Genomic DNA, 25,020 nt, shown 5'->3' with positions numbered 1-25,020 from the left:
AAGCACTTATATATCCCGAAGCTGGCACCGTTCTAATGTGGGAGCGGGCTTGCTCGCGAATGCGATGGGGCAGTCAGCCTGTTCGTTGCCTGATACACCGCCTTCGCGAGCAAGCCCGCTCCCACATTGGTTCCCGGTGGCCGAATTATTGTTACACCAGCGAACCGCGCAGCGAGTGCGGTTGTGCCGCGTCGATGTGCACGTCGGCGAACTGCCCGATCAGCGTCGGATTATCACAGCGGAAGTTGACGATCCGGTTGTTCTCGGTCCGGCCCTGCAATTCGCCAGGGTCTTTTTTCGAGTAGTCGGTCACCAGGATGCGCTGGGTCGAGCCCACCATCTGTCGGCTGATCTCGAAACCCTGCTGGTTGAGGCGATGTTGCAGGGCGTTCAAACGCTCCTTCTTCAACGCTTCCGGGGTTTCGTCGAGCAGGTCAGCCGCCGGAGTGCCCGGGCGCTGGCTGTAGATGAAGGAGTAGGAGAAGTCGAAGCCGACGTCTTCGATCAACTTCATGGTCTGCTGGAAATCTTTCTCGGTTTCCCCTGGGAAGCCGACGATAAAGTCCGAGCTGATGCAGATCCCCGGCACCGCCGCACGCAATTTGCGCAATTTGGATTTGTATTCCAGGGCGGTGTGGTTGCGCTTCATGGCCGAGAGAATGCGGTCCGAGCCCGATTGCACCGGCAAGTGCAGGTGCTTGACCAGCTCCGGCACTTCGGCGTGGGCCTGGATCAGGCTGTCGGAGAACTCCAGCGGGTGCGAGGTGGTGTAGCGAATCCGCTCGATCCCGTCGACGGCAGCCACTACGCGGATCAATTCTGCGAGGTCTGCCAGGCGCCCGTCGTGGGTCTGGCCACGGTATCCGTTGACGTTCTGTCCCAGCAGGGTCACTTCACGCACGCCGTTCTCGGCCAGGTGAATGATCTCTGCCAGCACGTCGTCGAACGGGCGACTGACTTCTTCGCCGCGGGTGTAGGGCACCACGCAGAAGGTGCAGTACTTGCTGCAGCCTTCCATTACCGACACATAAGCGCTTGGGCCGTCGATGCGCGGCTCGGGCAAATGGTCGAATTTTTCGATTTCCGGGAACGAGACGTCGACTTGCGGCAGCTTGGTGATGCGCGCGGCGTCGATCATTTCCGGCAGGCGGTGCAGGGTCTGCGGGCCGAAGACCACGTCGACGTACGGTGCGCGGTCACGAATGGCGGCGCCTTCCTGGCTGGCCACGCAACCGCCGACGGCGATCACCATGTCCGGGTTGGCCAGTTTCAGTTCACGCCAGCGGCCCAGCTGCGAGTAGACCCGGTCCTGGGCCCGCTCGCGGATCGAGCAGGTATTGAGCAGGATCACGTCGGCGTCTTCAGCGCGAGCGGTGACTTCCAGGGCCTGATGTTCACCCAGCAGATCGACCATGCGCGAGCTGTCGTACTCGTTCATCTGGCAACCGTGGGTTTCGATGTAAAGCTTCTTGGCCATGGGGATCGTCAACTGGTGGTAAAGAACCGCGCATTATAGGGGGCATGCCGATAGGTTCCTAGCACTGTGCATCGGACGCCATGCTATAGTTCGCGCCCTCTTTTAAATCCCCCGATGTGTTACCCGCCCACCATGACCAAACGTGAAGCTCCAATCTACAAGGTGATTTTCCTTAACCAGGGCCAGGTGTTCGAAATGTACGCCAAGCAGATCTATCAAAGTGATCTGTGGGGCTTCCTGGAAGTGGAAGAGTTCGTCTTTGGCGAGCGCACGCAGCTGGTCGTCGACCCGGGCGAGGAAAAACTCAAGGCTCAGTTCGAAGGCGTGGTGCGCAGTTTTGTGCCGATGCATTCGATCGTGCGCATCGACGAAGTCGAGCGCCTGGGCACGCCGAAAATCAGCGAGGCCCGGGGCATGAGCAATGTCATGCCGTTTCCGATGCCGATGCCTGAGAAGTAAGGCTTAACACCGCGCCGACCCCTTCGCGAGCAAGCCCGCTCTCACATTCGACCGAGTTCCACCTTTGGAATACAGTCGAATGTGGGAGCGGGCTTGCTCGCGAAGGCGGTAGTAAAGGCGCTACAAAACTCAGGGCAGCGGCGAAAACGGCGAGCTGCCATCTGCGCTCTGCAGTTCCTGCAGGTAGTTGCGGAAAATCTGTCCCAGCACTTGGGTAGCCACTTCCAGTTCGTCGCGCTGCATGTGTTCGGCCACTTCGTCGGCCGTGTCCAGTGCATCTTCGGCGCCGTTCACCGCCGCCATTTTCAGCACGATGTACGCCTGGACGTTATTGGCCGGTACGCCTTCGCCGTGGAAAAACATGGTGCCCAGCTGGAATTGCGCCTGCGCGTGGCCCTGCAACGAGGCTTTCTCGAAGTAGCTCAAGGCTTTGTTGAGGTCGCGTGCGGGGTTTTTACTGTCGTAGAAGTACTCGCCCAACTCGTATTGCGCCTGCGCATCCCCGCCATCGGCCTGTTTCTGGCACGCGCTCAGGGCTTCGGCCTGGCTTTCCGGCTGGGTATTGAGGGTGCAACGACCCATCGCTGGGATTAACAACGAGTTGCCGCCTGCCTGGGCATACGCCAGCAGCGGCTGAAGGAGCAACAGGCAGCCCAGAACCAGGGTGCGGCCGGTGCGTTTCATGGGAATCGACTTACCTCTGACGGGGCGCGGGACCCACGGGGGGATCCAATAAGCGCGCATTATGAAATAAGCAGGCACCTGCTTACAAAGTCTTTACTCGTTTTTCTGCTGCGTGGGCAAGTTATCTGCCGGATTGCAGGTGAATTCTCGAAAAAAGACGGAAATGCCTGTAAGCAAAGTAGCAAATCTGACGCCGCCAGGGGCGGCGCCTGATTTTTGATCCGCTTATTTCAAGGCGGCGAAGGCGCGCTCGGCGGCATCGAGGGTCAGTTTCAGCTCGGCATCACCATGGGCGATCGAGGTGAAGCCGGCTTCAAAAGCGCTCGGGGCGAGGTACACGCCACCTTCCAGCATCAGGTGGAAGAAGCGCTTGAACAGGTCGGCATCGCTGCCCATCACATCGTCGAAGGTGACGATGTCGTCGGCGCCGCTGAAGTACAGGCCGAACATGCCGCCCGCCTGGGTGGTCACGAACGGAATGCCGGCGGCATCGGCGCGCTGTTGCAGGCCGTCCAGCAGGCGCGTGGTGTAGTCGGTCAGCTCGGCGTGGAAGCCCGGGCGGCTGATCAGGCGCAGGGTGGTCAGGCCGGCGGCCATGGCCAGCGGGTTACCCGACAGGGTGCCTGCCTGGTACACCGGGCCCAGCGGCGCGATGTGTTGCATGATTTCGCGCTTGCCGCCGAAGCAGCCCACCGGCATGCCGCCGCCGATGATCTTGCCGAAGGTGCTCAGGTCCGGCGTGACGCCGTAGTAAGCCTGGGCGCCGCCGAGGGCAACGCGGAAGCCGGTCATCACTTCATCAAAAATCAGCACTACGCCGTGCTTGTCGCACTGTTCCCGCAGGCCTTCCAGGAAGCCCGGCGCCGGCGGCACGCAGTTCATGTTGCCGGCCACCGGCTCGACGATGATGCACGCCACTTCCTGGCCGACTTCGCTGAGCATCTGCTCGACGGCAGCGATGTCGTTGAACGGCAGGGTCAGGGTGTGTTTGGCGAACGCGGCCGGCACCCCGGCGGAGCTCGGTACGCCCTGGGTCAGTGCACCGGAACCGGCCTTGACCAGCAGGCTGTCGGAGTGGCCGTGGTAGCAGCCTTCGAACTTGATGATGCTGTCGCGGCCGGTAAACCCACGGGCCAGGCGAATCGCGCTCATGGTGGCTTCGGTGCCGGAGCTGACCATCCGCACCATCTCCATGGAGGGCACGATGGAGCACACCAGGTCAGCCATCTCGGTTTCCATGGCGGTCGGTGCGCCATAGGAAAGGCCGTGTTGCAGCTGCTGGCGCACCGCGTCCAGTACTTCCGGATGGCTGTGGCCGAGGATCATCGGGCCCCACGAACCCACGTAGTCGACGTAGCGCTTGTCATCTTCGTCGGTGACGTAGGCGCCTTCGGCATGCTTGAAGAACAGTGGGGTGCCGCCAACGCTCTTGAACGCTCGCACGGGAGAGTTCACACCGCCGGGGATGTGTTTCTGGGCATTGGCAAACAGGGTTTCGGAACGGGACATGATCGTGTTCTCTGAATTCAAGATTTTAGAAGATCGTTGAAAGCGCGGGCGCGGCGCGTGACTTCCTGGGTGCTGTCGGCACCAAACAGGCCGTGGACCACTGCCAGCAAGTCGGCACCGTGGGCCACCAGCGGCTCGGCGTTTTCCAGGGTGATGCCGCCGATCACGCAGATCGGCAGGTGCAACCGCGCGCGGGCCTGGGCCAGCAGTTCAACGGTGGCTGCCGGCGCGCCGGGCTTGGTGTTGGAATTGAAGAAGCGGCCGAAGGCGACATAACTGGCACCTTCGCGGGCAGCCTGCTCGGCCAGTTCGATCTGGCTGTGGCAGGTGGAGCCGATGATCGCCTTGGATCCGAGCAGCGCACGGGCCGGGGTCAGCGGGCCGTCGGTCTGGCCCAGATGCACGCCGACGCCGAGGCGTGCGGCCAGTTCGGCGTCATCGTTGATGATCAGTTGGGTCTTGTAGCGCGAGCACAGCTCCCGCAGTTTTTCGGCTTCCCGCAGGCGGCGCGCTTCGTCGCTGCTTTTATCGCGGTATTGCAGCAGGGTCACGCCACCGTCCAACGCCGCTTCGACGTAGGCCAGGAACTTGCCGGCCAACAGTTGGCTGTCGGTAATGGCATAAAGGCCACGTAGTTTCATCGGGCAGGCCTCTTGGTGTTACGAGCAGAAATCCAACGGCAGACGACGAGGCACGAATTGCCCCTGGCCGAGTTGTTCAGCGTCACGCAGGGTGCGCCAAGTGTAGTTGAGGGCCGATTGCACCGCGCTGACCAACCCTTCGCCTTGTGCCAACCGACCGGCCAGCGCGCTGGCCAGGGTGCAGCCCGAACCGTGGTAACTGCCGGGCAGGCGCTGGCAGGTAAAGGTCTGGTGCGTGCCGTCGCGGCTGTAGAGGCGGTTGTGCACTTCGTGCTCGTCGCCATGGCCGCCGGTGATCAGCAGGTGCTTGATGAACGGCAGCAGTTTCGCTGCGCATTCGTCCGCCGTGCCCTCGGGCAATTCGGCGAGGATGCGTGCTTCAGGCAGGTTGGGGGTGGCGATCATCGACAGCGGCAACAGCCGCTCGCGCATGGCGTAGCCGACCTCGTCCTTGCCCAGGCTGCCGCCGCCGCCGGCACGCAGCACCGGGTCGCAGACCACCGGCAAATGCGGGTGCGCCTTGAGCAGTTCGACCACGGTGTCGACCATCTCCAGGGAACCGAGCATGCCCAGTTTCACCGCGGCCACTTCGGAGTCACCGAGCACGGCGTTGGCCTGGGCCAGCACCCACTCGCGATCCAGCACGCGGAAATCGCTGACGTTGACGGTGTTCTGCACAGTCAGCGCGGTGACGGCCGGGGCCGCATGACAGCCCTGGGCGAGCAGGGCTTCGATATCTGCCTGCAAGCCGGCGCCACCACTGGGATCATGGCCGGAGAGACAGAGGACAACGGGGCGAGAGCTGTAGATATTCATGGTGCGCGAGCTTACCACCAAACGCTTTTTGGGTGGCTGTCGGGCGATGGTTGAATTTTTAGCGGAGGGGAAGGTGGAAATGGCTGTTTGCTATCACCTTGAAATACAGGTCAAATGCCCTGTAATGCCCGCTCTAGAGCCTTTCAAAAAATTATTTCAATGGTGTCTTTTGGCCTGTAATGGCTATGCTAGAGTGGATTCAAACCAATAACTGTATCGCCGGTTTACGTCTGCTCAAAAGGAATGGAGGCTTTTGACATAACCGGACAGGTCACGCTGGGGCTCTATGCGCTATTTGCTGATGTTACTGTTGACCGGGCTGCCGATGCTGGCCGGCGCAGTCGAGTTCAACGAGACCACCACGCGGTTGCCCCTGGGCCAAGTGATGCAAGTCCTTGAGGACCCCAGTGGCGCCCTGACCATTGGCGATATCAGCTCGCCGGTCCTCGCCAGTCGTTTCAAGACCCACGACAAAGCCACATTGAATGCCGGCTATTCGCGCTCGGTGTTCTGGCTCAAGGTCGATTTGCATTACCGCGCACAGCGCCCGGATGCCCCGCGCCGCTGGCTGCTGGAACTGGCTTACCCGCCGCTGAACCAACTGGAGCTGTACGAGCCTGACAGTGTCGGCAACTATCGACTGGTGTCGCGCACCGGCAGCATCCTGCCGTTTTCCAGCCGCGAAATCCGCCAGAGCAACTACCTGTTCAAGCTCGACTTCGTCCCTGGCCAGCAGGAAACCCTGTACCTGCGCCTGCAAAGCCAGGGCTCGATCCAGGCACCGCTGACCCTCTGGTCCACCACCGCGTACCTCGAAGAACAGCCATTGCGCCTGTACGTGCTGGGTGTGATCTACGGCGTGTTGCTCGGCATGCTGATCTACAACCTGTTCATCTACCTGAGCGTGCGCGACACCAGCTACCTCTATTACATCCTCTATATCGCCTCGTTCGGCCTGTATCAGCTGTCGGTGAACGGCGTGGCCGTGCAGTATTTCTGGCCGAATAACCCGTGGTGGGCGAACGCGGCGGTGCCCTTCCTGATCGGTTCGGCGGCGCTGTTCGGCAGCCTCTTTGCCCGCAGTTTCCTGCACACCGCGCTTTACAGTCGCTGGATCAACCGGCTGTTGCTGGCCCTGGCGGTCAGCGGCGGGGTGGTGATGGTGCTGGCACTGTTCACCAGTTATGCGCTGGCGCTGCGCCTGGCCACCGCCCTGGCGCTGGTCTTTACCGTGACCATCTTCGTCGCGGCCATCAAGGCCTGGTATTGCGGCCAGCGCATGGCGCGATACTTCATCATCGCCTGGACCGCGTTCCTGCTGGGCGGTGTAGTCAATACGATGATGGTGCTGGGCTACCTGCCCAATGTGTTCCTCACGATGTACGCCAGCCAGATCGGCTCGGCACTGGAAGTGGCCTTGCTGTCCCTGGCGCTGGCCGACCGGATCAATTCGATGCGCGAGCAACAGGCGCAAATCCTGTTCGACGCCAGCCAGAAACTCGAAGTGCTCAACACGCAACTGGCCCACAGCAACCAGCTCAAGGATGAATTCCTCGCCACCTTGACCCACGAGCTGCGCACGCCGATGAACGGTGTGATCGGCTCCCTGGAATTGATGCAGACCGAGCCGCTGCCAGGCGACCTCGCGCAGTACCATCAAACCGCCTCCGGTGCGGCCCGCGAGATGATGCGCATGGTCAACGGCATCCTCACCCTCACCGAATTGCAGGCCGGGCGCCTCAGCCCGCAACCCCAAGTGTTCAGCCTGCGTGGGCTGCTCGACACCTTGCGCCAGCAGTTCGCGGCCAGCGCCCAGAACAAAGGGTTGGCGTTCTCCATTGATCTGGCAGAAGACCTGCCGGACCGCATCAACGGTGATCCCGGCAAGCTGGCGCAGTGCCTGGATTGCCTGTTGGACAATGCCTTCAAGTTCACCCACGAGGGCTCGGTGCGTGTGCGGGTGGTCGGTGTGCCCCAGGCGGACGGAACGCTGCGCCTGACCTTCATTGTCACTGACACCGGCATCGGCTTCGCCTACCTCGATGAGGCGACCCTGTATCAGCGCTTCTTCCAGCTCGATGGCTCGACCACTCGCCAATACGGCGGCATGGGCATCGGCCTGGCGATCTGCCGGCAATTGATCGAGTTGCTCGGTGGGCGCCTCACCCACAATTCCGAGCCGCGGCGCGGCAGTCGCTTCCAGCTGGAGCTTGCGGTCAGCCCCGTCCAGCCCGAACCCGCTGCCGTGCGGCGAGTACCGCAAGCGCAACGCACGCCGCAGGAGTGCACGGTGCTGCTGGTGGACGACAACAGCGTGGCGCAACTGGTGGTGCGCGGCATGTTGCTCAAGCTCGGTTATCGGGTGAAAACCGTCGACAATGGGCCGGCCGCCCTGGCGTTGCTGCAGAGTCATACCTTCGACGCAGTGTTGCTGGATGTGCCGGAGGGCGGCTTTTCGCTGTGCTGCCAGATCCGTGCGTTGCCCGGCTGTGGTGAGCTGCCGGTGATCGCCTTGAGCACCTCGTTACAAGCCCCGGAACGCGAGCGCTGCCACGGCGTGGGTATCACCGACCGAGTGGCCAAGCCGGTACGTTTCGAGGCCCTGCAACAGGTGCTGCAACTGCGGTTGTTGCATATGGTTGAGGGTGAAAGCGCCGCCAATTAGGCGTTTATGCCACTTTTTTAACCCGGGTGACGGTGCTTAACTGAAATTCAGGCCTCAATCAACGTGGCCTTTTTTCAGGAGGCCCGTCATGCACCTGCACCAGTTCGCCGAAACCCACGACGTCACCAACCAGCCACCGTCCCTGGACGGCACCAACCTGTACCGTATCGACTTGCCGCTGCAAGACTGGTCGCGGCGCTTCGGCGCCGGCTGGGCCGAGCAGCGCATCGACACCTATGGTGCGCTGGCGGGCGGGCCGCTGATGGAAGCCGGGTTCCTGGCCAACCAGAACAAACCGGTGTTCAACAGCCATGACCGGTTTGGCCATCGCATCGACCTGGTGGAGTTTCATCCGGCCTACCACGAACTGATGCGCACCGCCGTCGAACACGGCCTGCCGTCGTTGCCGTGGGCCCATCCGCAATCCGGCGCCCATGTGGCCCGCGCGGCGATGACCTACCTGCACAGCCAGGCCGAAGCCGGTACCGGCTGCCCGCTGACCATGACGTTCGCCTGCGTCCCGGCCCTGCGCCTGCAGCCAGACCTGGCTGAAACCTGGCTGCCGAAAATCCTCGCCACCGAATACGACCCGCGCAACGTCGGCATCGCCCACAAGGCCGGCGCCACCATCGGCATGGCCATGACCGAGAAACAGGGTGGCACCGACGTGCGCGCCAACACCACCCGCGCTTACCCGGTGGGCGCCGGCGGCCCGGGCCAGGCGTATGAGCTGGTGGGGCACAAGTGGTTCTGCTCCGCGCCGATGTGCGATGGCTTCCTCACCCTGGCCCAGACCGACAAGGGCCTGACCTGTTTCCTGCTGCCCCGGCACCGCCCGGATGACACCCGCAACGAGTTCTACATCCAGCGCCTGAAAAACAAGCTCGGCAACTGCTCCAACGCTTCCAGCGAAGTGGAGTTTCGTGGCGCGCTGGCCTGGATGATCGGTGAAGAAGGGCGCGGCGTACCGACCATCATCGAGATGGTGGCGATGACCCGCTTCGATTGCATGGTCGGCTCCAGCGCCCTGATGCGCCAGGCGCTGACCCAGGCCAGCCATCATTGCGCTCACCGCCTGGTAGGTGGCCGGGTGCTCAGCGAGCAACCGTTGATGCAGAACGTACTGGCCGACCTGGCCCTGGAAAGCGAGGCGTCCCTGGCCTTGAGCATGCGCATGGGGCGCGCGCTGGACCACCTGGATAACGAACAGGAAGCCAAATTCGCCCGGCTGGTGACGGCGGTGGGCAAGTACTGGATCTGCAAGCGCGCGCCCGCGATGATCAACGAAGCCGCCGAGTGCATGGGCGGTGCGGGGTATGTCGAGGACAGTATCCTGCCGCGCTTGTACCGTGAGGCGCCGGTCAACTCGACGTGGGAAGGTTCCGGCAATGTGCAGTGCCTGGATGTGCTGCGGGCCCTGTCCAAAGAACCGGGCGTATTGGAGGCGCTGTTTGTCGAGCTGGGGGATGGTCATGGCCACAAGCACCTGGCGCGGCATATCGAGCAGTTGAAGTCGGCGTTCATGGACACCCAGGACATCCAATACCGTGCCCGGCAATTGACCGAGGACATTGCGGTGGCGTTGCAGGCCAAGCTGCTGCTGGAGGCGGGCAATGCCAGTGTGAGTGATGGCTTTATCGCCAGCCGACTGGGCGAGTCGTCGGGCCGGGTCTATGGCACCTTGCCGCGCGGTGTGAATGTGGAAGCGATTGTCGCGCGCTCGACACCTCCTTTCTCCTGAACAAACACGGTCAAAATGTGGGAGCGGGCTTGCTCGCGAAGGCGGTGGATCAGCCAATACATGTGCTGACTGACCTAGCGCTTTCGCGAGCAAGTCGAATCGTCGCACCGCCGCTCCCACATTATTGATCGCATTCCAATTCCGGTGTTCCAGTGCGCCAGGGATACAGGCAAGATGAAGGCCTGCAAGTCAGAACACAGGATGCTTACCGTGACCGAAGCTTTTGTTGTCGTTCAAACCGCCGAAGAAGCCGTGGATCGGCTGGCGGCTCTCCATGAGCGTGCCACTGGCGCGCTCAATCAAGCCCTCAAGCGCTACCTCAAAGACCGCGTCGAACCCGACGCCGAACAACGTGCGATGTTTCGCTACCCGGAACTTCGCCTGACCTACCTGGTGCAGGGCGAAGTCCCACAGACCACCCGGGCGTATGCCAAGGTTCAGTTGCCGGGGACCTACAGCGTCACCGTCACCCATCCGTCGGCCTTCCGCAAATACCTGCTGGAGCAACTGGTGCCGTTGATGCACGACTTCACCGTGACGGTGGAAGTGGGCGTCAGCCAGCAGAACATTCCCTACCCGTACGTGGTGGAGCAGGGTGACGAACTGGCCGGCTCAGGTGTAACTGCCGCCACGCTGGCGCGGGTGTTCCCGAGTACCGACCTGTCTGCCGCCACCGATGGCATCGCCGACGGGCTGTACGACTGGGAAAACACCGACCCGCTGCCATTGGCGTTGTTCGATGCCGCCCGCGTCGACTTCTCCCTGCGCCGCCTGGTGCACTACACCGGCAGCGACTGGCGCCATGTGCAGCCGTGGATTTTGCTGACCAACTACCACCGCTACGTTGACCAATTCATCGTGCATGGCCTGGAACAGTTGCGCAGCGACCCGCGCTTTATCCGCATGGTGCTGCCGGGCAATGTGATCATCGACAAGAGCATGGACCACGGCGAAGCGTCTGCCATTGCTGCCGGCGTGGTCTGGCACCGTTATCAGATGCCGGCCTACCACTTGCAGGCCAGCGACGGCCATGGTGTGACCCTGGTGAACATCGGCGTCGGCCCGTCCAATGCCAAGAACATCACCGACCACCTCGCCGTATTGCGTCCGCATTGCTGGCTGATGATTGGTCACTGCGGCGGGCTGCGCCAATCCCAGACCATCGGTGACTACGTGCTGGCTCACGCCTACATGCGTCGCGACGGGATTCTCGACCGGGTAGTGCCGCCGAACATCCCGATCCCGGCCCTGGCCGAAGTGCAGATGGCCTTGCAGCAAGCCGCGGCCAACGTCACCGGCGAGAAGGGCGAGGAGCTGAAAAAACGCCTGCGCACCGGCACCGTGCTGACCTACGACGACCGCAACTGGGAGCTGCGCTGGGCCCAGGAACGTCCGCTGATCAACCTGTCCCGCGCCGTGGCCGTGGACATGGAAAGCGGCACCATCGCCGCCCAGGGCTACCGCCTGCGGGTGCCGTACGGCACGTTGCTGTGTGTGTCGGATAAACCGCTGCACAGCGAGATCAAGCTGCCGGGATCGGCTAACGCGTTCTATGAGCGTGCGGTCAGCCAGCACTTGAAGATCGGCATCGAGGCGGTGGATCTGTTGCGCACCGAACTCAACTCGCTGCACTCGCGCAAACTGCGCAGCTTCGACGAGCCGCCGTTCCGCTAAACGGTTGGGATGGTTATTTAACGGTCAGGCCACTAGCATTGTCGGTCCTGACCGTTAGATGTTCCTTTGCCATGTCCCGTCCTGCCCGTCCTGTTTCCCGCCGCCCCGGTGTGAAAAGTCCGCAAACCTCGTCAGCCCCGCGTCGTGTCGCCAAGGCGCCACCGGCTGAGCCCAAGTTGATCCTGTTCAATAAGCCCTTCGATGTGCTGACCCAGTTCAGCGATGAAGGCGGGCGGGCGACCCTCAAGGATTTCATCGACATCCCCGGCATTTACCCGGCCGGGCGCCTGGACCGTGACAGTGAAGGCCTGTTGCTGCTGACCAACGACGGCCAATTGCAGGCGCGTATCGCGGACCCCAAGCACAAGCTGGCGAAAACCTATTGGGTGCAGGTGGAAGGCGAACCGACCGAGGAACAGCTGCAACGCCTGCGCGACGGTGTGGAGCTCAACGACGGCATGACCCTGCCCGCCGAAGCCCGGCAACTGGACGAGCCACAACTGTGGCCACGCAACCCGCCGGTGCGGTTTCGCAAGAGCGTGCCGACCCATTGGCTGGAGCTGGTGATTCGTGAAGGGCGTAACCGCCAGGTGCGGCGCATGACGGCGGCAGTGGGGTTGCCGACGCTGCGTCTGGTGCGGGTGCGGATTGGTGACTGGTCGATCGACGGCCTGGACCAAGGCCAATGGAAAGAAGTGCCGGCGCGCTTATAAGGCGCCGGACTCGATCAGGCCGATCACCACGCTTTTGATGATGAACGCGGCAACGCCCAGGCCCAGCACGAAGAACAGGATCATCGAGCCAAAGCGCCCGGCCTTGGATTTCTTCGCCAGGTCCCAGACGATAAAGCCCATGAAAATGATCAGGATGCTGACCAGGCCGGTCATCATCCATTCTTCAAACACGGCGGGATCAATCGAGTTCATCGGGTCGTTTCCGGCTGGGGCAGGGCGCCGATTATACGCCAGGGCAATCGGCGCGACATTGACCTGCGTCGGTCTGCCGCAGACTTACCACCCTGCGGGAGACCTGCGTCGGTCTGCCGCAGACTTACCACCCTGCGGGAACACAGTCAAAATGTGGGAGCGGGCTTGCTCGCGAATGCGGTGGATCAGTCAGCACATTCGGTGCCTGGCACACCGCATTCGCGAGCAAGCCCGCTCCCACATTTGTTCCGCGCTGGTCTTAAGTGCGCAGGTGGGTCAGCGGCAGCTCGGTGCTGTTGAGCACCTGGTTCAGCACAAAGCTTGAACGCACGCTGGTGACGCCTTCGATGCGGGTCAGGTGGCCCAGCAGCAGCTTCTGGTAGTGATCCATGTCTGGCACCACCACTTTCAGCTGATAGTCGGCGTCCATCCCGGTCACCAGGCTGCATTCCAGCACTTGCGGCAAGGTGCGGATGGCCGCTTCGAAGTTCTCGAAACGTTCGGGGGTGTGTCGGTCCATGCCGATCAGCACGTAGGCCGTGAGACTCAGGCCGAGCATCTTGCGGTCGAGCAAGGCGACCTGGCGGGCGATGTAGCCGTCGTCTTCGAGTTGCTTGACCCGGCGTGAGCACGGCGAAGGCGACAGGCCGATGCGCTCGGCCAACTCCTGGTTGGAGATCCTCGCGTCGCGCTGCAATTCCGCCAAAATACTCAGGTCGTATCGGTCAAGTTTGCTCATGGGGCTGGCCTTTGTCGTAACTATTGCGGTGAATTATCTATCCAGGGTTAAAAATTGCGCAAGCACTGTTTATTGACGCAATCTTCGCAATCATCTGCCCGAGGCCGAGGCGTAGAGTTATCAACAGAATCACTGCCCGGACATACAGTCCACTGCAGCCCGCCAATAAGGCCGGCTGCGGCCGCCAACCCCACAGGGTTGCCCCGGCCCCCGGGCTGCACACTGTCCACAAGACGGTGTGAGGTGAGCCAACGTCAAAAGCGTTGAGCCAGGACGAAGTTCTCAAGGGGCGACCGACGGGTCGCCCCTTTTTATTGCCTGCGAAAATACTTCTCGTGACTGATAACCTCTCGCAGAACCGGGCCCCGGTTTTCCAGTCTTACGTGTAGGCCCTAATCCGCAGTGAGGAATAGCATGAAGCGCATCTGGCGTTTGGCAGGTGTTGGTTTGCTGATGATGAGCGTTGGTGCGCAAGTGATGGCCGACGACCCGCCACGCCAGGAAGGCGGTGGTCAGCATGAAAGAGGCCCGGAAGGGCATCCAGGCAATAATCAGCCTCGGCCGCAGAACAACCAACCGCGACCACAAAATAGTCAACCGCGCCCTGTAGCCCCTCGGCCCGAGAACAATCAGCCGCGTCCGCAGAATCAGCATTTCGAAAACAATCAGCCACGGCCGCAGAACCAGAACATTGAGCGCCCGAACGGAGGTGGCCAGTGGCAAGGTCGCCCGCAAGGCAATCAACAACAACCTCCGCACCCGGCGCCGCAGCCGGCCAATAACCTGCCGATCCAGGGTCGCCCGGACACCGTGCGCCAGACCCAGGAACCGCGTCAGGGCAATTACCAGGACATCCCGCGTCGCAACGACGGCAACCAGCATTGGCAGGCCGGCAATGGCGGCCAGGGTGGCCCGGGCCGGCCCGGCTTCAACGGGGGTAACGGCGGTGGCAATAACCACCCCAACGATCACCGCTGGCCAGGCCGCCCCGACGGGCACGGCAATGGCTGGGGCCCAGGCCCGCAATACCGTCCGGGTTACATCGTCGACCGCTTCCCCGACCGCAATTACCGCGTGCCGTATCGCGGCCAGGACTACTTCTTCTCGGGTGGCTACTGGTATCGCCCACAAGGCCCGCGCTATGTCGTCGTGACGCCGCCTTACGGGATTCGCGTGCAATACCTGCCCGACTACGCGCGGGAAGTGTGGGTGGGCAGTGCGCTGTTCTTCCTCGCCGCCGGTGCCTATTACACCTACGAAGAAAGCAGCCAGCAGTACGTTGTGGTGCAGCCGCCACCCGCCGCGCCAGCGCCGCAACCCGTGCCCCAGGGCAATGGTTATGACGTGGTGGCTTACCCGGCCAACGGCCAGTCACCGGCGCAGGTCCAGCAGGACGGTTACGACTGCTATCGCTGGGCGGTGCAGCAAAGTGGCTTTGACCCAAGGACCGTGACCTACGCCCCCGACCCGGCCGTGGTGCAAACCTACCGCCAGGCCCAGGGCAACTGCCTGAGCAGTCGAGGCTATCAGGTGCAGTACTAGGCCTTCTCGCCCTTGACCACTTCCTGCGGGTCGGCGTGCACCAGCACTTCGGCTCGCGGGTAGGCGTTGTGGATGGCATCGGCGGCCTGGTCGCTGATGCCGTGGGCCACGGACAAACTCAATTCCCCCGGTAACTCCAGGTGCAGCTGCACGAACCAGTGGCTGCCGGAAATCCGTGTGCGCAGGTCATGGGCACCCAATACACCGGGCACGCTGCACGCCAGTTCCAGCATGTGCTGGCTGACATCCGGCGGCAGTTCCTCGTCCATCAGCACCGAAAAACTTTCCCGGGCGATCTGGATGGCGCTCCACAAAATGTAGGCCGCGATGCCCAGGCCGAACCAGGCGTCCACCTGATGAAAACCAAACGCCGCCAGCACCAGCGCCACCAGGATGCTGCCGTTGAGCATCATGTCTGAGCGATAGTGCAGCGAGTCGGCGCGGATGGCGTTGGAGCCGGTTTCGCGGATCACCCGGTATTGCAGGATCAGCAGCGCCGCCGTCAACGCCAGGGACAGAACGATCACGCCAATACTCAGCCATGGCGCGCCCACAGGTTCCGGATGCTGCAAACGCTGGAACGCCTGGAAGGCGATCAACACCGCACTGCCGGCGATGAACAGCGCCTGGGCCATGCCCGACAGGGATTCCGCCTTGCCATGGCCATACCGGTGATCGTCATCCGCCGGGCGCAACGCGTAGTGCACGGCCAGCAAGTTGAGCAGCGAGGTAACGCCGTCGAGCAGCGAGTCGGTCAGCCCGGCGAGCATGCTCACCGAGCCGCTGAGCCACCAGGCGATGGCCTTGGTCACAATCAGCACACAGGCCACGCCGACGGAAGCGCGGGTGGCCAGGCGCAACAGCCGGGCGTGTTCGGGACTGGTGGTCATGGGGCGGGTCAGTCCTTAAGCGGCGGGTTGCAGGCCCAGGGTGGCGAGTTGTTGCACGCTGCCCTTGAACTGGATCATGCGCGGGTCGTCCAGCGGCAGATTGCGCCCGGTTTCTTTCTGGATGATGGTTTGCAGCTTGGCGTTGTCGACCTTGCCGTCGGCGCCGATGGCTTGCTGGAGTTTTTCCGGGGCCACCTGGGCGGTCTTGCCAGGCTCGAAGTAAATCGCGCCGGTGGCGAAGTCGACACCAAAGGCGATCAGGCCCGGGATCACGTAGAACAGCAGGCCGACCGCATCGAGCACGGCAATTGCCGGGTCGATCTTGCCGTCGATCTGGCCCCGGCGGTCGGGGTAGAAAATCGAGCCGCAGGCCGTCAACTGGCTCAGCAGGGTGACGGCCAGAACACCGCCGATGACACGGGAAGCAACACGCATGGGACTCTCCTTGAACATAATGAAAGTGACTATAAGCCAGTCTACAAGGCGACGATGATCAAGTGTGGGAGCTGGCTTGCCTGCGATGGCGGTGGTTCAGTTTCAGGTGTGTTGGCTGACACACCGCTATCGCAGGCAAGCCCGCTCCCAGCTTTGACCGCATTCCAGTCAGGACGGGGCCGTGTCGTTGAGACCACCACCGACACCCGGCAGTTCGCCGTTATACTCGCCGCTCTGCTTTGGAGCCAGTATGAATTCGTTGCCAATCGATGATGTTTTACCCGCCCTGCGTGACGCCCTGGCGACGCGCCATGAAGCCGTGCTCGAAGCACCGCCCGGCGCCGGTAAAACCACACGGGTGCCATTGGCGCTGTTGAATGAACCCTGGCTGGCCGGGCAAACCATCCTGATGCTCGAGCCCCGCCGCCTGGCCGCCCGTGCAGCGGCAGAAAGGCTGGCCAGCGAGTTGGGGGAAAAGGTCGGCGAAACCGTTGGCTACCGCATTCGCCTGGACAGTAAGGTCGGCCCCAACACCCGCATCGAAGTGGTCACCGAAGGCATCCTCACTCGGCGCCTGCAGGATGACCCGGCACTCGACGGCGTGGGTTTGTTGATCTTCGACGAGTTCCACGAACGCAGCCTGGATGCCGATCTGGCGCTGGCCCTTAGTCTCAATGGTCGAGACCTGTTTCGCGACGAGCAGCCACTGAAGATCCTGCTGATGTCCGCCACCCTGGAAGGCGAACGCCTGGCCGGCTTGCTGGACGACGCACCGATCCTGCGCAGCGAAGGGCGCATGTACCCGGTGCAGATGCGCTGGGGCCGGCCATTCCAGCCCGGTGAATTTATCGAACCGCGGTTGGTGCAGACCATCCTTGAAGCCCTGCATGATGAAACCGGCAGCGTGCTGGTGTTCCTGCCGGGGCAGGCCGAGATTCGTCGGGTTAATCAGCAATTGGCTGACGCGCTGGGCGATAACCCCGATGTGCTGCTATGCCCGCTGCACGGCGAACTGGACCTGGCCGCCCAGCGCGCCGCCATCGACCCGGCGCCCGCCGGCAAGCGCAAAGTGGTGCTGGCCACCAACATTGCCGAGACCAGCCTGACCATCAACGGCGTGCGCGTGGTGATCGACGCCGGGTTGGCGCGGGTCCCGCGTTTCGACCCGGGCAGCGGCATGACCCGTCTCGACACCCAGCGCATCTCCCGCGCCAGCGCCACCCAGCGTGCCGGCCGGGCAGGGCGACTGGAGTCGGGGGTGTGTTATCGGTTGTGGTCCGAGGACCAGCATGAAGGGCTGGCGGCGTATTCCAGCGCGGAAATTCTCTCGGCGGATCTTTCCGGTTTGGCCCTGCAATTGGGTCGCTGGGGCGTGGCGCCTACTCAGTTGGTATGGCTCGACGTTCCGCCCACCGCGGCTTATGCACAGGCCCAGGATTTGCTCGAGCGCCTCGGAGCGTTGAGCGATACCAAGCTGACCGCCCACGGCCAGAAAATGGCCGGGTTGCCGGCGCACCCGCGAATCGCTCATTTGCTGCTGCGTGGTCAGGATCTGGGCCTGGCGAGCATGGCCTGTGACGTGGCGGCACTGTTGGGTGAGCGCGATATCCTGCGTGGTGCCGGTGCGGATTTGCACAGCCGCCTGGCCCTGTTATCCGGTGAAGAAAAGGCCCGTGGCACCCAGGGCGGTGTGCAGCGTGCCCGCCAACTGGCGCGGCAATACCGTGGCTATTTAAGAGGCAAGGCAGAGCAGCCGGTGGCTGATCCCGATCATCCGCGCTGGCTCGGCGCGTTGCTGGCGCTGGCCTACCCGGACCGCGTCGCCCAGCAACGGCGGGCGGGCGGTGCCGAATACCGCCTCGCCAACGGCCGTGCCGCGTTGTTCGCCGAAGCCGACAGCCTGATGAAGCAACCCTGGCTGGTGATCGCCGATCTGGGCAGCCGCCAGGGCCAGCGTGAAGAACGGATTTACCTCGCGGCGGATTTTGATCCGGCGCTGTTCGACTCGGTGTTGGCCGAGCAGGTGCGTAATGTCGACCAGCTTGACTGGGATGAGCGCGAGGGCGTGCTGCGCGCCGAACGCCAGCGCAAGGTCGGCGAACTGGTGCTCAGCCGCGAACCGCTGACCGGCCTCGACGAGTCCGCCCGCAGCCAGGCGCTGGTCAACCTGGTGCGGCGCAAAGGCCTGGAACTGCTGCCCTGGACCCCGGAGCTGCGCCAATGGCAGGCGCGGGTGATGCTGCTGCGTGGTCTGGATAGCGGCAAGGCCAGTGAATGGCCGGATGTCAGCGACAGCGCTTTGCTTGCCAGCCTGGAGCACTGGTTGATGCCGTACCTGGGCAAGGTGTCGCGCCTGAGCCATTTCGCCAGTCTGGATATTTCCAGCTTCCTGCATAACCTGCTGCCGTGGCCGTTGCCGGCGCGGTTGGACGAGCTGGCGCCGCACCATCTGAAGGTGCCGTCGGGCTCGTCGGTGCGGCTGGACTACAGCGAGCAGCCGCCGATTCTGGCGGTGCGCTTGCAGGAATTGTTCGGGCTGGCGGACACCCCACGGATTGCCGGCGGGCGGCAGGTGGTCAAGCTGCACCTGTTGTCGCCGGCCAGACGGCCCGTGCAGGTGACGCAGGACCTGGCGAACTTCTGGCGCAGTACTTACGCCGAGGTGAAGAAGGATTTGAAGGGGCGGTATCCCAAGCATTACTGGCCGGATGATCCGTTGATTGCTGAACCGACTGCCCGGATCAAGCCGAGAAAGTAAGTACATCGCAGATCTAATGTGGGAGCTGGCTTGCCTGCGATGGCATCACCTCGGTCTGTCGGATAGACCGAGGTGCCTGCATCGCGGGCAAGCCTGGCTCCCACACAAGCCAGCTCCCACACTGTTTTGCCGCGTGGCTTACTGCGCGGCGGGCAACAGGAACCGCGCAATCACCGGCAAATGATTGGAGATGCGCACCGTATCGCTCTGGCGCACCTTGCTCTCAACCTTCTTGATGCGCGAGCTGTGGAACAGGTAATCCAGCGTACGATCCGGCCCCTCTACGGTTGGGTCATTCGGGAAATACGTCAGCCACTGGTCCCGGTCAATCCCGCTGGATTGGCTGTTGCTCGGGATCATCGGGTACTTTTCCCACAGCAGGTGCAGCTCACTGTCCGGCGAGTATTGCCCGCGCTTGCCGGGGTCCAGGCGCAGGAACTGTCCCAGCGGCAGCAGGTTGAAATCCCCACCCATCAGCCATGGCGTGCCGCGGCTCTCGAATTTATCCACCAGTTTGACGGTCGCCTGCACCTGTTCCAGCACGGCGTTGTGCCCGGGGGGCGCGCCGTCCAGGCGAGTATTGAGCACGGCCAACTGGCCGCCATCGCTCAACGGCAGGTAGGTCAGCAATAACGCGGGCTTGGGCTGGAACTGACGGCTGATCAGGTTGGCGCGTGCTACCGGCAATTGCAGGCGCTCGGCGTGTTCGATCTGGTAGCGGCTCATGGTCACCAGCTTGCGACCGACGCTGCCGAAGATATGCAGGTCGGGCACGAAGTCGGCTTTCCAGTCGAAGGCCTGGGCGCTGCACGGGTAGAGGTCGGCCAGGCGCTCCTGGAGCAAGGCCAGTTGGTCCTGGTAGCTGGAAGGCTTGGCGCCTTCGTCGATTTCCTGCAACAGCAGGATGTCGGGCTGCTCGTCGCGGATCACCCGCGCCACTTCGTCGAGGCTTGAAGCCATGTCTTCAACGGTCGGGCGGTCGTCCGGGCCGCTGCCGTCCGAGGTGTCGTACCAGAACACGTAGTTCTTGCCCGCCAGGTACTGCACGTTCCAGGTCATGACCTTTAGCGCCTGCCCAGGCAGCAGGGTCGGCGCACGGGGCGCGACGCAGCGGATGGGCAGGGTTTCCTTGTCGGCAGGGCGCCAGGTCAGGCTGTAGATCAAGCCGGTCAGCAGGGCCGCGAGGATCAGCAGGCCCAGCAAGGTAATGCGCAGTAGTCGGGTCATCGGCTCGGCTTATGGCGTTGCAGGACAGGCCCGGAGCATATCACCGCGCGTCGGCGTCGCCACCAATCAACATGAACAGGCGGAACAACACCACGCTGGTGAACAGTTGCAGGAAGCTTTGTGCGCTGTCGATCAGCAGGCCCAGCAGCGGGTTCGGGTCCGGATAGACGGCCACGCTGGCGCCCTTGAGCAACCACAGCGGGGTCATCACGCACAGCAGGCACACCAGGATCCGCCAGAAATGCCCACGGGTCAGGCGCAGGCTTTCCTTCATGGCCGACAGCGCCGACATGCCCCGCAGCACCAGCAGGTATTCGGCGAAAGCCAGCACCACCATCAGCCACAGGCCGGGCAGGAAATACAGCGACAGGCCCAGCAGGATCAGCAGCGTGCTGATTGCCGTCAGCAGGGCAAAGCGCGGCCACAGGGTCAGGGCCATGGCCAGCACATCCAGGGTGCGCGGCGATTCACCCCGGGTGCGGGCGTCGAGGAACAGGATCAGTGCGCCGGTGTACAGCGGGTACACCAGCAGCCCGATCACCACGCTGTAACCGGGAAACGCGTCTGGGCCGAGCGTGTGGTCGAGCACCTGTTGCAGCAGGGCTTCGAGGATCACCAGTGGCAGGCACAACTGCACGATGGCGCCCAGGTTGCGCTTGAAAAAGAAGAAGGAGTCGCGCAATACGTCTAACGGATTCATCAGGGTCTTCACAGGCCGAAAAGCAAGGGCGTTACTTTAACCGATCAAGAGCAGATGCAAGCAAACGTAAACCTTGCGTAAAGACCATTGAAACAATCAGCAACAGCCCCATAACTGGGTTGTACCTTGCACATCGTGCGCAAGGCGAAGATTTCTACCGGCAATCTAACGAGGTCGCCATGAACAGCGAAGAACAAACCCTGATCGACGGACTGTTTTCACGGTTGCAGCAAGCCGAAACGGACTCAGCCCCCCGCGACGCCCAGGCTGAAGCGCGGATCAAGGAACACGTCACTCGCCAACCGGTCGCTGCGTACTACATGACCCAGTCGATTCTGGTGCAAGAGCACGCGATCAAGAGCCTCGATGCGCAGAACAAGCAGCAGGCCCAGCAGATCCAGGAGTTGCAGGACCAACTGCAACAGGCCAGGTCCCAGGCGGCGCAGCCTGCACCGAGCAGTGGCGGTTTCCTGTCGAGCATTTTCGGCGGCGGTTCCCGTGACCCGCAGCCGACCCAGAGCGCACCGGCGTCGTCGGGCGGTGGCTGGCGTGAACCAGCGCGTCCGTCGTTTGGCGGGCAACCTGCGCCGCAGCAGAATTACGGTGCTCCCCAGCAGAACTATCAGCAGCCCCAACAGGCACCCGCAGCGCCGATTGGCAGCGGTTTCCTCGGCGGCGCCCTGAAAACCGCAGCTGGCGTGGCCGGTGGTGTGATGCTGGCAGAAGGCATCAGCAGCCTGTTCAGCCACAACTCGCAACAACCGCAAGTGGTTGAAGAGATCATCCGCGAAGAGCCGGCCCCGGCCAGCGACAACGGCAACTGGGGCAACGACGACCAGAAATATGCCGGCAACGACAGCTGGGGCAGCGACAACGCCTCCGACAGCTTCGCCGACAACGACTATTCCGACGACTCCTCCTCCTTTGGCGACGACGATTCCTTCGTCTGACCCACACTCAACCGGGGCGCTTCGTCGCCCCGGGCTGATTTTTCTCGGAAACTCCCTTGTGGCTGGCATACTGGCAACCTTTCCGGGCCCTTGAGTCCGGGGTCCATGCGCGTGTCATGAGGATTTGCGGTGAAAAAGATAGCCGTGTTCGCCGATGTACAAAACCTCTACTACACCGTGCGCCAGGCGTACGGCTGTCACTTCAACTACGCCGCCCTGTGGGCTGATATCAGCCAGCGCGGGCAGATTGTCGAGGCGTATGCCTATGCCATCGACCGTGGCGACAGCAAACAGCAGCAGTTCCAGCAGATCCTGCGCAACCTGGGTTTTACCGTGAAGCTCAAGCCTTACATCCAGCGCAGCGACGGCTCGGCCAAGGGCGACTGGGACGTGGGCATCACCATCGACATCATGGACGCCGCCGCCCATGTCGACGAAGTGGTGCTGGCCTCCGGCGACGGTGATTTCGACATGCTGCTGGACCGCATCATCAGCAAGCACGGCGTCGAAGCCGTGGCCTACGGCGTGCCGGGGCTGACGGCCAACTCATTGATACGCGCCGCCAGCCGCTACGTGCCGATTGAAGGCGCGTTGCTGCTTAAATAGATTTTTGACGGAGTTGGAACAGGTTTGGAACGTATAGCGGTCATCGACTTTGAAACCACCGGCATCCAGCCGAGCAGCAGCTGCCGGGCCACGGAAATCGCCGTGGTCATCCTGGAGCAGGGCCAGATCGTGGACCGCTACCAGAGCCTGATGAACGCTGGTGTGCGTGTGCCGGGGTTTATCGAGCAACTGACCGGCATCAGCAACGCCATGCTGCGCACCGCACCGTCGGCGGAGCGGGTGATGAACGAGGTGAACGAGTTTGTCGGCACCACGCCGCTGCTGGCCCACAACGCCGCGTTTGACCAGAAGTTCTGGGATTTCGAGCTGGGGTTGATCCGGCGTACGCGTTTGCAGAAGTTTGCCTGTTCGCTATTGCTGGCGCGACGCTTGATGCCGGCGGCGCCGAATCACAAGCTGGGTACCCTGACCTCATTTGCCCAACTGCCCCACACCGGCAAGGCCCACCGGGCGATGGCGGACGCGGAGATGGCGGCGAACCTTACCGCTCACCTGGCCCAGGAACTGCGGCGCACCCACGGGTTGCGGGAGTTGTCACACGAATTGCTGTGCAGCTTGCAGAAGGTTCCGGCGGCGAAGATCAATGATCATCTGAAGAAGCATCGCGGGTTCTAAGTCGCTTGAGCAGAACTCCATCTTCAACATGACGAAGATCCAAATGTGGGAGCGGGCTTGCTCGCGAATACGGAGTATCAGCAAACACATGCGCTGACTGACACACCGCATTCGCGAGCAAGCCCGCTCCCACATTAGTTTTGCGGTGTTATCGAGGCTGTAAGCAGTCCAGCGACCGATCCACCACCACCTTCGAATCAGTGAAGCTACTGACGTCATCGCAGGCAAGCCAGCTCCCACAGTTGAGCGAGGGTGTTTCAGGCAACTCGGTCAACTATGGCGATCGTTCCCACGCTCCGCGTGGGAATGCCGCCCTGGACGCTCTGCGTCCGCTCTTCAAGTCGTGACGCAGAGCGTCACCGGATGCGTTCCCACGCAGAGCGTGGGAACGAGCTGCCGAGCGGCGTGTTCAGTTGCCACTCTTCCCATTCCCCTCCAACTGCCCCAACGGCACCCGCCGCTCTATCGCGCTCGACAAGATGATCGAGGTCTTGCTGAACCCGAATTTCGCCACCCGATTGATCAGGTTCTCCAGCTCCGGCATCGAGCCCACCGCCGCCTGCATGATCACGCATGGATCGCCCGTCACCCGATGGCATTCAGTCAACTCGGGAATTTCCGACAGCGCGTCGTAAACCTTCTGGCTCCCATGATTGGTCAACCGCAACTCAATCACGCACTGGATCGGCAACCCCACCTTCGACAGGTCGACCTTGGCCTGATACCCGGTGATCACACCACTGGCTTCCAGTTTCGCCACTCGCTCAGCCACGGCGGGCGCGGACAGGTTCACGGTGCGCGCCAGTTGCGCGTAGGACGCGCGGCCGTCTTCCAGCAGGGCGCTGAGAAGCATACGGTCGTATTTGTCCATGATAAGGCTCCGGGAATGCATAGCTTTCGAAAGCACGGTTTATAGCCTTGATAACCATGTTTTGAAAAGTGTACTGGCGCTTTAAACAGGTTTTGTAACTTATGTTTACGGCCGGGGATTTCTAAAATAACGCTCCCTTGTCCTGCCACAGAGCTGCCCAATGCCTGGCCCACGTCGCTTTCCCTTACCGTTGATCGCCGCCTTTTTTGCGTTGTACGTGATCTGGGGGTCTACCTACCTGGTGATTCGCATTGGTGTGGAGTACTGGCCGCCGCTGTTGCTGGCGGGGATTCGCTTTATGACAGCGGGTGCGCTGATGTATGCCTTCCTGCGCTGGCGCGGGGCGCCGGCGCCGACGTGGGTGCAGTGGAAGGCTGCCGCGAAGATCGGCATTTTGCTGCTGACCTTCGGCAACGGTGCGGTCAGTGTGGCCGAACATACGGGCGTGGCTTCCGGGGTGGCCGCGTTGGCGGTGGCGACGGTGCCGTTGTTCACCTTGCTCTGTGGTTATTTCTGGGGCGCGCGTAATACCCGTCTGGAATGGGCCGGGGTGGTGCTGGGGATTATCGGTATCGCCATGCTCAATATGGGCTCCAACCTGCAATCGAGCCCCACCGGTGCGGCCTTGCTGATCTTTGCGGCGGCGGCCTGGGCCTTTGGTTCGGTGTGGAGCAAGCATTTGCCGCTGCCTCAAGGCGCGATGGCCAGTGCGGCGGAGATGCTGATCGCAGGTTTCGTGCTGCTGTTGCTCAGTGCCGTCAGCGGCGAACACCTGCAAGCCATGCCGCCGCTGGAAGGCTGGCTGGCCCTGGCGTACTTGACCGTGTTCGGCTCGATCATCGCCTTCAATGCCTATATGTACCTGCTCAAGCACGTACGCCCGGCGGCGGCCACCAGCTATGCCTACGTCAACCCGGCGGTGGCGGTGTTGCTCGGGATTGTGTTTGTCGGTGAGACCATCGGCATGGAAGAAGCCCTGGCAATGTTGGTGATTATCAGCGCGGTGCTGCTGATCAGCCTGCCACAGTGGCGAAAGCCAAAACCGGAAATAAGGTAAACTGCCGCGCATTGCGA

The 25,020-nt window shown here is 62.4% G+C and carries 23 protein-coding genes; 11 read left to right on the top strand and 12 right to left on the bottom strand.

Annotation, left to right across the window (positions count from 1 at the left end; genetic code table 11):
• Nucleotides 1-151: 151 nt before the first annotated feature.
• Nucleotides 152-1,477: a tRNA (N6-isopentenyl adenosine(37)-C2)-methylthiotransferase MiaB gene (gene miaB, locus HX869_RS20775; protein ID WP_178903586.1), complete on the bottom strand. Its 1,326-nt coding sequence runs from the start codon at nt 1,475-1,477 to the stop codon at nt 152-154.
• Nucleotides 1,478-1,609: 132 nt separating this feature from the next.
• On the opposite strand from miaB, the gene HX869_RS20770 reads away from it, so the two are divergent.
• Entirely contained in the window at nt 1,610-1,936 is a 327-nt protein-coding gene (locus tag HX869_RS20770) for a DUF1820 family protein (RefSeq protein WP_003215457.1), read from the top strand.
• Nucleotides 1,937-2,065: 129 nt separating this feature from the next.
• On the opposite strand, the gene HX869_RS20765 is transcribed toward HX869_RS20770, so the two are convergent.
• The 4 genes from HX869_RS20765 to HX869_RS20750 all read right to left on the bottom strand — a co-directional run bounded on the left by HX869_RS20765 (nt 2,066) and on the right by HX869_RS20750 (nt 5,586).
• Nucleotides 2,066-2,620, bottom strand: coding sequence for a tetratricopeptide repeat protein (locus HX869_RS20765; protein ID WP_008436585.1), 555 nt, complete (start codon nt 2,618-2,620; stop codon nt 2,066-2,068).
• A gap of 225 nt (nt 2,621-2,845) precedes the next feature.
• Nucleotides 2,846-4,129 carry a glutamate-1-semialdehyde 2,1-aminomutase gene (gene hemL, locus HX869_RS20760; RefSeq protein WP_003215470.1) on the bottom strand — a complete coding sequence of 428 codons (1,284 nt, stop codon included), beginning with the start codon at nt 4,127-4,129 and terminating at the stop codon, nt 2,846-2,848.
• 17 nt (nt 4,130-4,146) lie between these two features.
• Nucleotides 4,147-4,770: a thiamine phosphate synthase gene (gene thiE, locus HX869_RS20755; RefSeq protein WP_177020941.1), complete on the bottom strand. Its 624-nt coding sequence runs from the start codon at nt 4,768-4,770 to the stop codon at nt 4,147-4,149.
• A gap of 18 nt (nt 4,771-4,788) precedes the next feature.
• Nucleotides 4,789-5,586 (bottom strand): hydroxymethylpyrimidine/phosphomethylpyrimidine kinase, encoded by a 798-nt coding sequence (locus HX869_RS20750; RefSeq protein ID WP_177008849.1) that lies wholly within the window; start codon nt 5,584-5,586, stop codon nt 4,789-4,791.
• A gap of 286 nt (nt 5,587-5,872) precedes the next feature.
• On the opposite strand from HX869_RS20750, the gene HX869_RS20745 reads away from it, so the two are divergent.
• The 4 genes from HX869_RS20745 (at nt 5,873) to HX869_RS20730 (ending at nt 12,379) form a co-directional block, all read left to right on the top strand.
• Nucleotides 5,873-8,251: a hybrid sensor histidine kinase/response regulator gene (locus HX869_RS20745; RefSeq protein ID WP_178903585.1), complete on the top strand. Its 2,379-nt coding sequence runs from the start codon at nt 5,873-5,875 to the stop codon at nt 8,249-8,251.
• 88 nt (nt 8,252-8,339) lie between these two features.
• Nucleotides 8,340-9,992, top strand: a complete 1,653-nt coding sequence (locus tag HX869_RS20740) for an acyl-CoA dehydrogenase family protein (protein WP_087693593.1) — start codon at nt 8,340-8,342, stop codon at nt 9,990-9,992.
• 174 nt (nt 9,993-10,166) lie between these two features.
• Nucleotides 10,167-11,666, top strand: coding sequence for an AMP nucleosidase (gene amn / locus HX869_RS20735; RefSeq protein WP_172834544.1), 1,500 nt, complete (start codon nt 10,167-10,169; stop codon nt 11,664-11,666).
• 71 nt (nt 11,667-11,737) lie between these two features.
• Nucleotides 11,738-12,379 (top strand): pseudouridine synthase, encoded by a 642-nt coding sequence (locus tag HX869_RS20730; protein WP_029616066.1) that lies wholly within the window; start codon nt 11,738-11,740, stop codon nt 12,377-12,379.
• On the opposite strand, the gene HX869_RS20725 is transcribed toward HX869_RS20730, so the two are convergent.
• On the bottom strand, nt 12,374-12,583 hold the full coding sequence (locus HX869_RS20725; protein ID WP_026077819.1) for a DUF2788 domain-containing protein: 210 nt from the start codon (nt 12,581-12,583) through the stop codon (nt 12,374-12,376). The two genes, HX869_RS20730 and HX869_RS20725, sit on opposite strands and share 6 nt — an antisense overlap.
• Nucleotides 12,584-12,851: 268 nt before the next feature.
• Nucleotides 12,852-13,331 carry an Lrp/AsnC family transcriptional regulator gene (locus tag HX869_RS20720; RefSeq protein ID WP_003194418.1) on the bottom strand — a complete coding sequence of 160 codons (480 nt, stop codon included), beginning with the start codon at nt 13,329-13,331 and terminating at the stop codon, nt 12,852-12,854.
• A 414-nt stretch (nt 13,332-13,745) separates the two neighbouring features.
• Here HX869_RS20720 and HX869_RS20715 point away from each other — a divergent pair, with 414 nt between their 5' ends.
• Nucleotides 13,746-14,873 (top strand): DUF6515 family protein, encoded by a 1,128-nt coding sequence (locus HX869_RS20715; protein ID WP_177020943.1) that lies wholly within the window; start codon nt 13,746-13,748, stop codon nt 14,871-14,873.
• On the opposite strand, the gene HX869_RS20710 is transcribed toward HX869_RS20715, so the two are convergent.
• Both HX869_RS20710 and HX869_RS20705 read right to left on the bottom strand, forming a co-directional pair.
• Entirely contained in the window at nt 14,870-15,763 is an 894-nt protein-coding gene (locus HX869_RS20710; RefSeq protein WP_003215490.1) for a cation diffusion facilitator family transporter, read from the bottom strand. The two genes, HX869_RS20715 and HX869_RS20710, sit on opposite strands and share 4 nt — an antisense overlap.
• A gap of 15 nt (nt 15,764-15,778) precedes the next feature.
• A complete protein-coding gene (locus HX869_RS20705) occupies nt 15,779-16,198 on the bottom strand; it encodes a hypothetical protein (protein ID WP_003215492.1) in 420 nt (139 codons plus the stop codon).
• Nucleotides 16,199-16,448: 250 nt separating this feature from the next.
• Between HX869_RS20705 and hrpB the strand changes: the two genes are divergently transcribed.
• Complete coding sequence (hrpB, locus tag HX869_RS20700; RefSeq protein WP_178903584.1) at nt 16,449-18,956, top strand: ATP-dependent helicase HrpB; 2,508 nt, start codon at nt 16,449-16,451, stop codon at nt 18,954-18,956.
• Between the two features lie 138 nt (nt 18,957-19,094).
• Here hrpB and HX869_RS20695 read toward each other — a convergent pair whose 3' ends face one another.
• Together HX869_RS20695 and HX869_RS20690 are read right to left on the bottom strand one after the other, a co-directional pair.
• Complete coding sequence (locus tag HX869_RS20695; protein WP_178903583.1) at nt 19,095-20,183, bottom strand: endonuclease/exonuclease/phosphatase family protein; 1,089 nt, start codon at nt 20,181-20,183, stop codon at nt 19,095-19,097.
• Between the two features lie 40 nt (nt 20,184-20,223).
• Entirely contained in the window at nt 20,224-20,883 is a 660-nt protein-coding gene (locus tag HX869_RS20690) for a YciC family protein (RefSeq protein WP_003215498.1), read from the bottom strand.
• 179 nt (nt 20,884-21,062) lie between these two features.
• Between HX869_RS20690 and HX869_RS20685 the strand changes: the two genes are divergently transcribed.
• From HX869_RS20685 to HX869_RS20675, 3 genes are all read left to right on the top strand, one after another.
• Entirely contained in the window at nt 21,063-21,833 is a 771-nt protein-coding gene (locus HX869_RS20685; RefSeq protein ID WP_177008844.1) for a DUF2076 domain-containing protein, read from the top strand.
• A 129-nt stretch (nt 21,834-21,962) separates the two neighbouring features.
• Nucleotides 21,963-22,439 (top strand): NYN domain-containing protein, encoded by a 477-nt coding sequence (locus tag HX869_RS20680; RefSeq protein WP_003215502.1) that lies wholly within the window; start codon nt 21,963-21,965, stop codon nt 22,437-22,439.
• A gap of 24 nt (nt 22,440-22,463) precedes the next feature.
• Nucleotides 22,464-23,075, top strand: coding sequence for a PolC-type DNA polymerase III (locus HX869_RS20675; RefSeq protein ID WP_017476222.1), 612 nt, complete (start codon nt 22,464-22,466; stop codon nt 23,073-23,075).
• 409 nt (nt 23,076-23,484) lie between these two features.
• Here HX869_RS20675 and HX869_RS20670 read toward each other — a convergent pair whose 3' ends face one another.
• Entirely contained in the window at nt 23,485-23,946 is a 462-nt protein-coding gene (locus tag HX869_RS20670) for an Lrp/AsnC family transcriptional regulator (RefSeq protein WP_003215506.1), read from the bottom strand.
• A gap of 160 nt (nt 23,947-24,106) precedes the next feature.
• On the opposite strand from HX869_RS20670, the gene yedA reads away from it, so the two are divergent.
• The gene (gene yedA / locus HX869_RS20665; RefSeq protein ID WP_087693559.1) at nt 24,107-25,003 is read left to right on the top strand and encodes a drug/metabolite exporter YedA; all 897 of its coding nucleotides are present in this window, start codon (nt 24,107-24,109) and stop codon (nt 25,001-25,003) included.
• Nucleotides 25,004-25,020 lie beyond the last annotated feature (17 nt).

It is taken from the genome of Pseudomonas sp. P7779 (assembly GCF_013386315.1).
GTDB lineage: Bacteria > Pseudomonadota > Gammaproteobacteria > Pseudomonadales > Pseudomonadaceae > Aquipseudomonas.
The sequence above is the reverse complement of the archived record's forward strand: the minus strand, read 5'-3'. Positions and strand labels throughout refer to the sequence as shown.

Coding starts and splice junctions, on each gene's coding strand:
- HX869_RS20720 (WP_003194418.1), bottom strand. CDS start 13,331: ATGAGCAAACTTGACCGATACGACCTGAGTATTTTGGCGGAATTGCAG.
- HX869_RS20715 (WP_177020943.1), top strand. CDS start 13,746: ATGAAGCGCATCTGGCGTTTGGCAGGTGTTGGTTTGCTGATGATGAGC.
- HX869_RS20705 (WP_003215492.1), bottom strand. CDS start 16,198: ATGCGTGTTGCTTCCCGTGTCATCGGCGGTGTTCTGGCCGTCACCCTG.
- HX869_RS20695 (WP_178903583.1), bottom strand. CDS start 20,183: ATGACCCGACTACTGCGCATTACCTTGCTGGGCCTGCTGATCCTCGCG.
- amn (WP_172834544.1), top strand. CDS start 10,167: ATGAAGGCCTGCAAGTCAGAACACAGGATGCTTACCGTGACCGAAGCT.
- thiE (WP_177020941.1), bottom strand. CDS start 4,770: ATGAAACTACGTGGCCTTTATGCCATTACCGACAGCCAACTGTTGGCC.
- HX869_RS20685 (WP_177008844.1), top strand. CDS start 21,063: ATGAACAGCGAAGAACAAACCCTGATCGACGGACTGTTTTCACGGTTG.
- HX869_RS20690 (WP_003215498.1), bottom strand. CDS start 20,883: ATGAATCCGTTAGACGTATTGCGCGACTCCTTCTTCTTTTTCAAGCGC.
- yedA (WP_087693559.1), top strand. CDS start 24,107: ATGCCTGGCCCACGTCGCTTTCCCTTACCGTTGATCGCCGCCTTTTTT.
- hemL (WP_003215470.1), bottom strand. CDS start 4,129: ATGTCCCGTTCCGAAACCCTGTTTGCCAATGCCCAGAAACACATCCCC.
- HX869_RS20710 (WP_003215490.1), bottom strand. CDS start 15,763: ATGACCACCAGTCCCGAACACGCCCGGCTGTTGCGCCTGGCCACCCGC.
- HX869_RS20740 (WP_087693593.1), top strand. CDS start 8,340: ATGCACCTGCACCAGTTCGCCGAAACCCACGACGTCACCAACCAGCCA.
- HX869_RS20730 (WP_029616066.1), top strand. CDS start 11,738: ATGTCCCGTCCTGCCCGTCCTGTTTCCCGCCGCCCCGGTGTGAAAAGT.
- miaB (WP_178903586.1), bottom strand. CDS start 1,477: ATGGCCAAGAAGCTTTACATCGAAACCCACGGTTGCCAGATGAACGAG.
- HX869_RS20750 (WP_177008849.1), bottom strand. CDS start 5,586: ATGAATATCTACAGCTCTCGCCCCGTTGTCCTCTGTCTCTCCGGCCAT.
- HX869_RS20670 (WP_003215506.1), bottom strand. CDS start 23,946: ATGGACAAATACGACCGTATGCTTCTCAGCGCCCTGCTGGAAGACGGC.
- hrpB (WP_178903584.1), top strand. CDS start 16,449: ATGAATTCGTTGCCAATCGATGATGTTTTACCCGCCCTGCGTGACGCC.
- HX869_RS20770 (WP_003215457.1), top strand. CDS start 1,610: ATGACCAAACGTGAAGCTCCAATCTACAAGGTGATTTTCCTTAACCAG.
- HX869_RS20765 (WP_008436585.1), bottom strand. CDS start 2,620: ATGAAACGCACCGGCCGCACCCTGGTTCTGGGCTGCCTGTTGCTCCTT.
- HX869_RS20745 (WP_178903585.1), top strand. CDS start 5,873: ATGCGCTATTTGCTGATGTTACTGTTGACCGGGCTGCCGATGCTGGCC.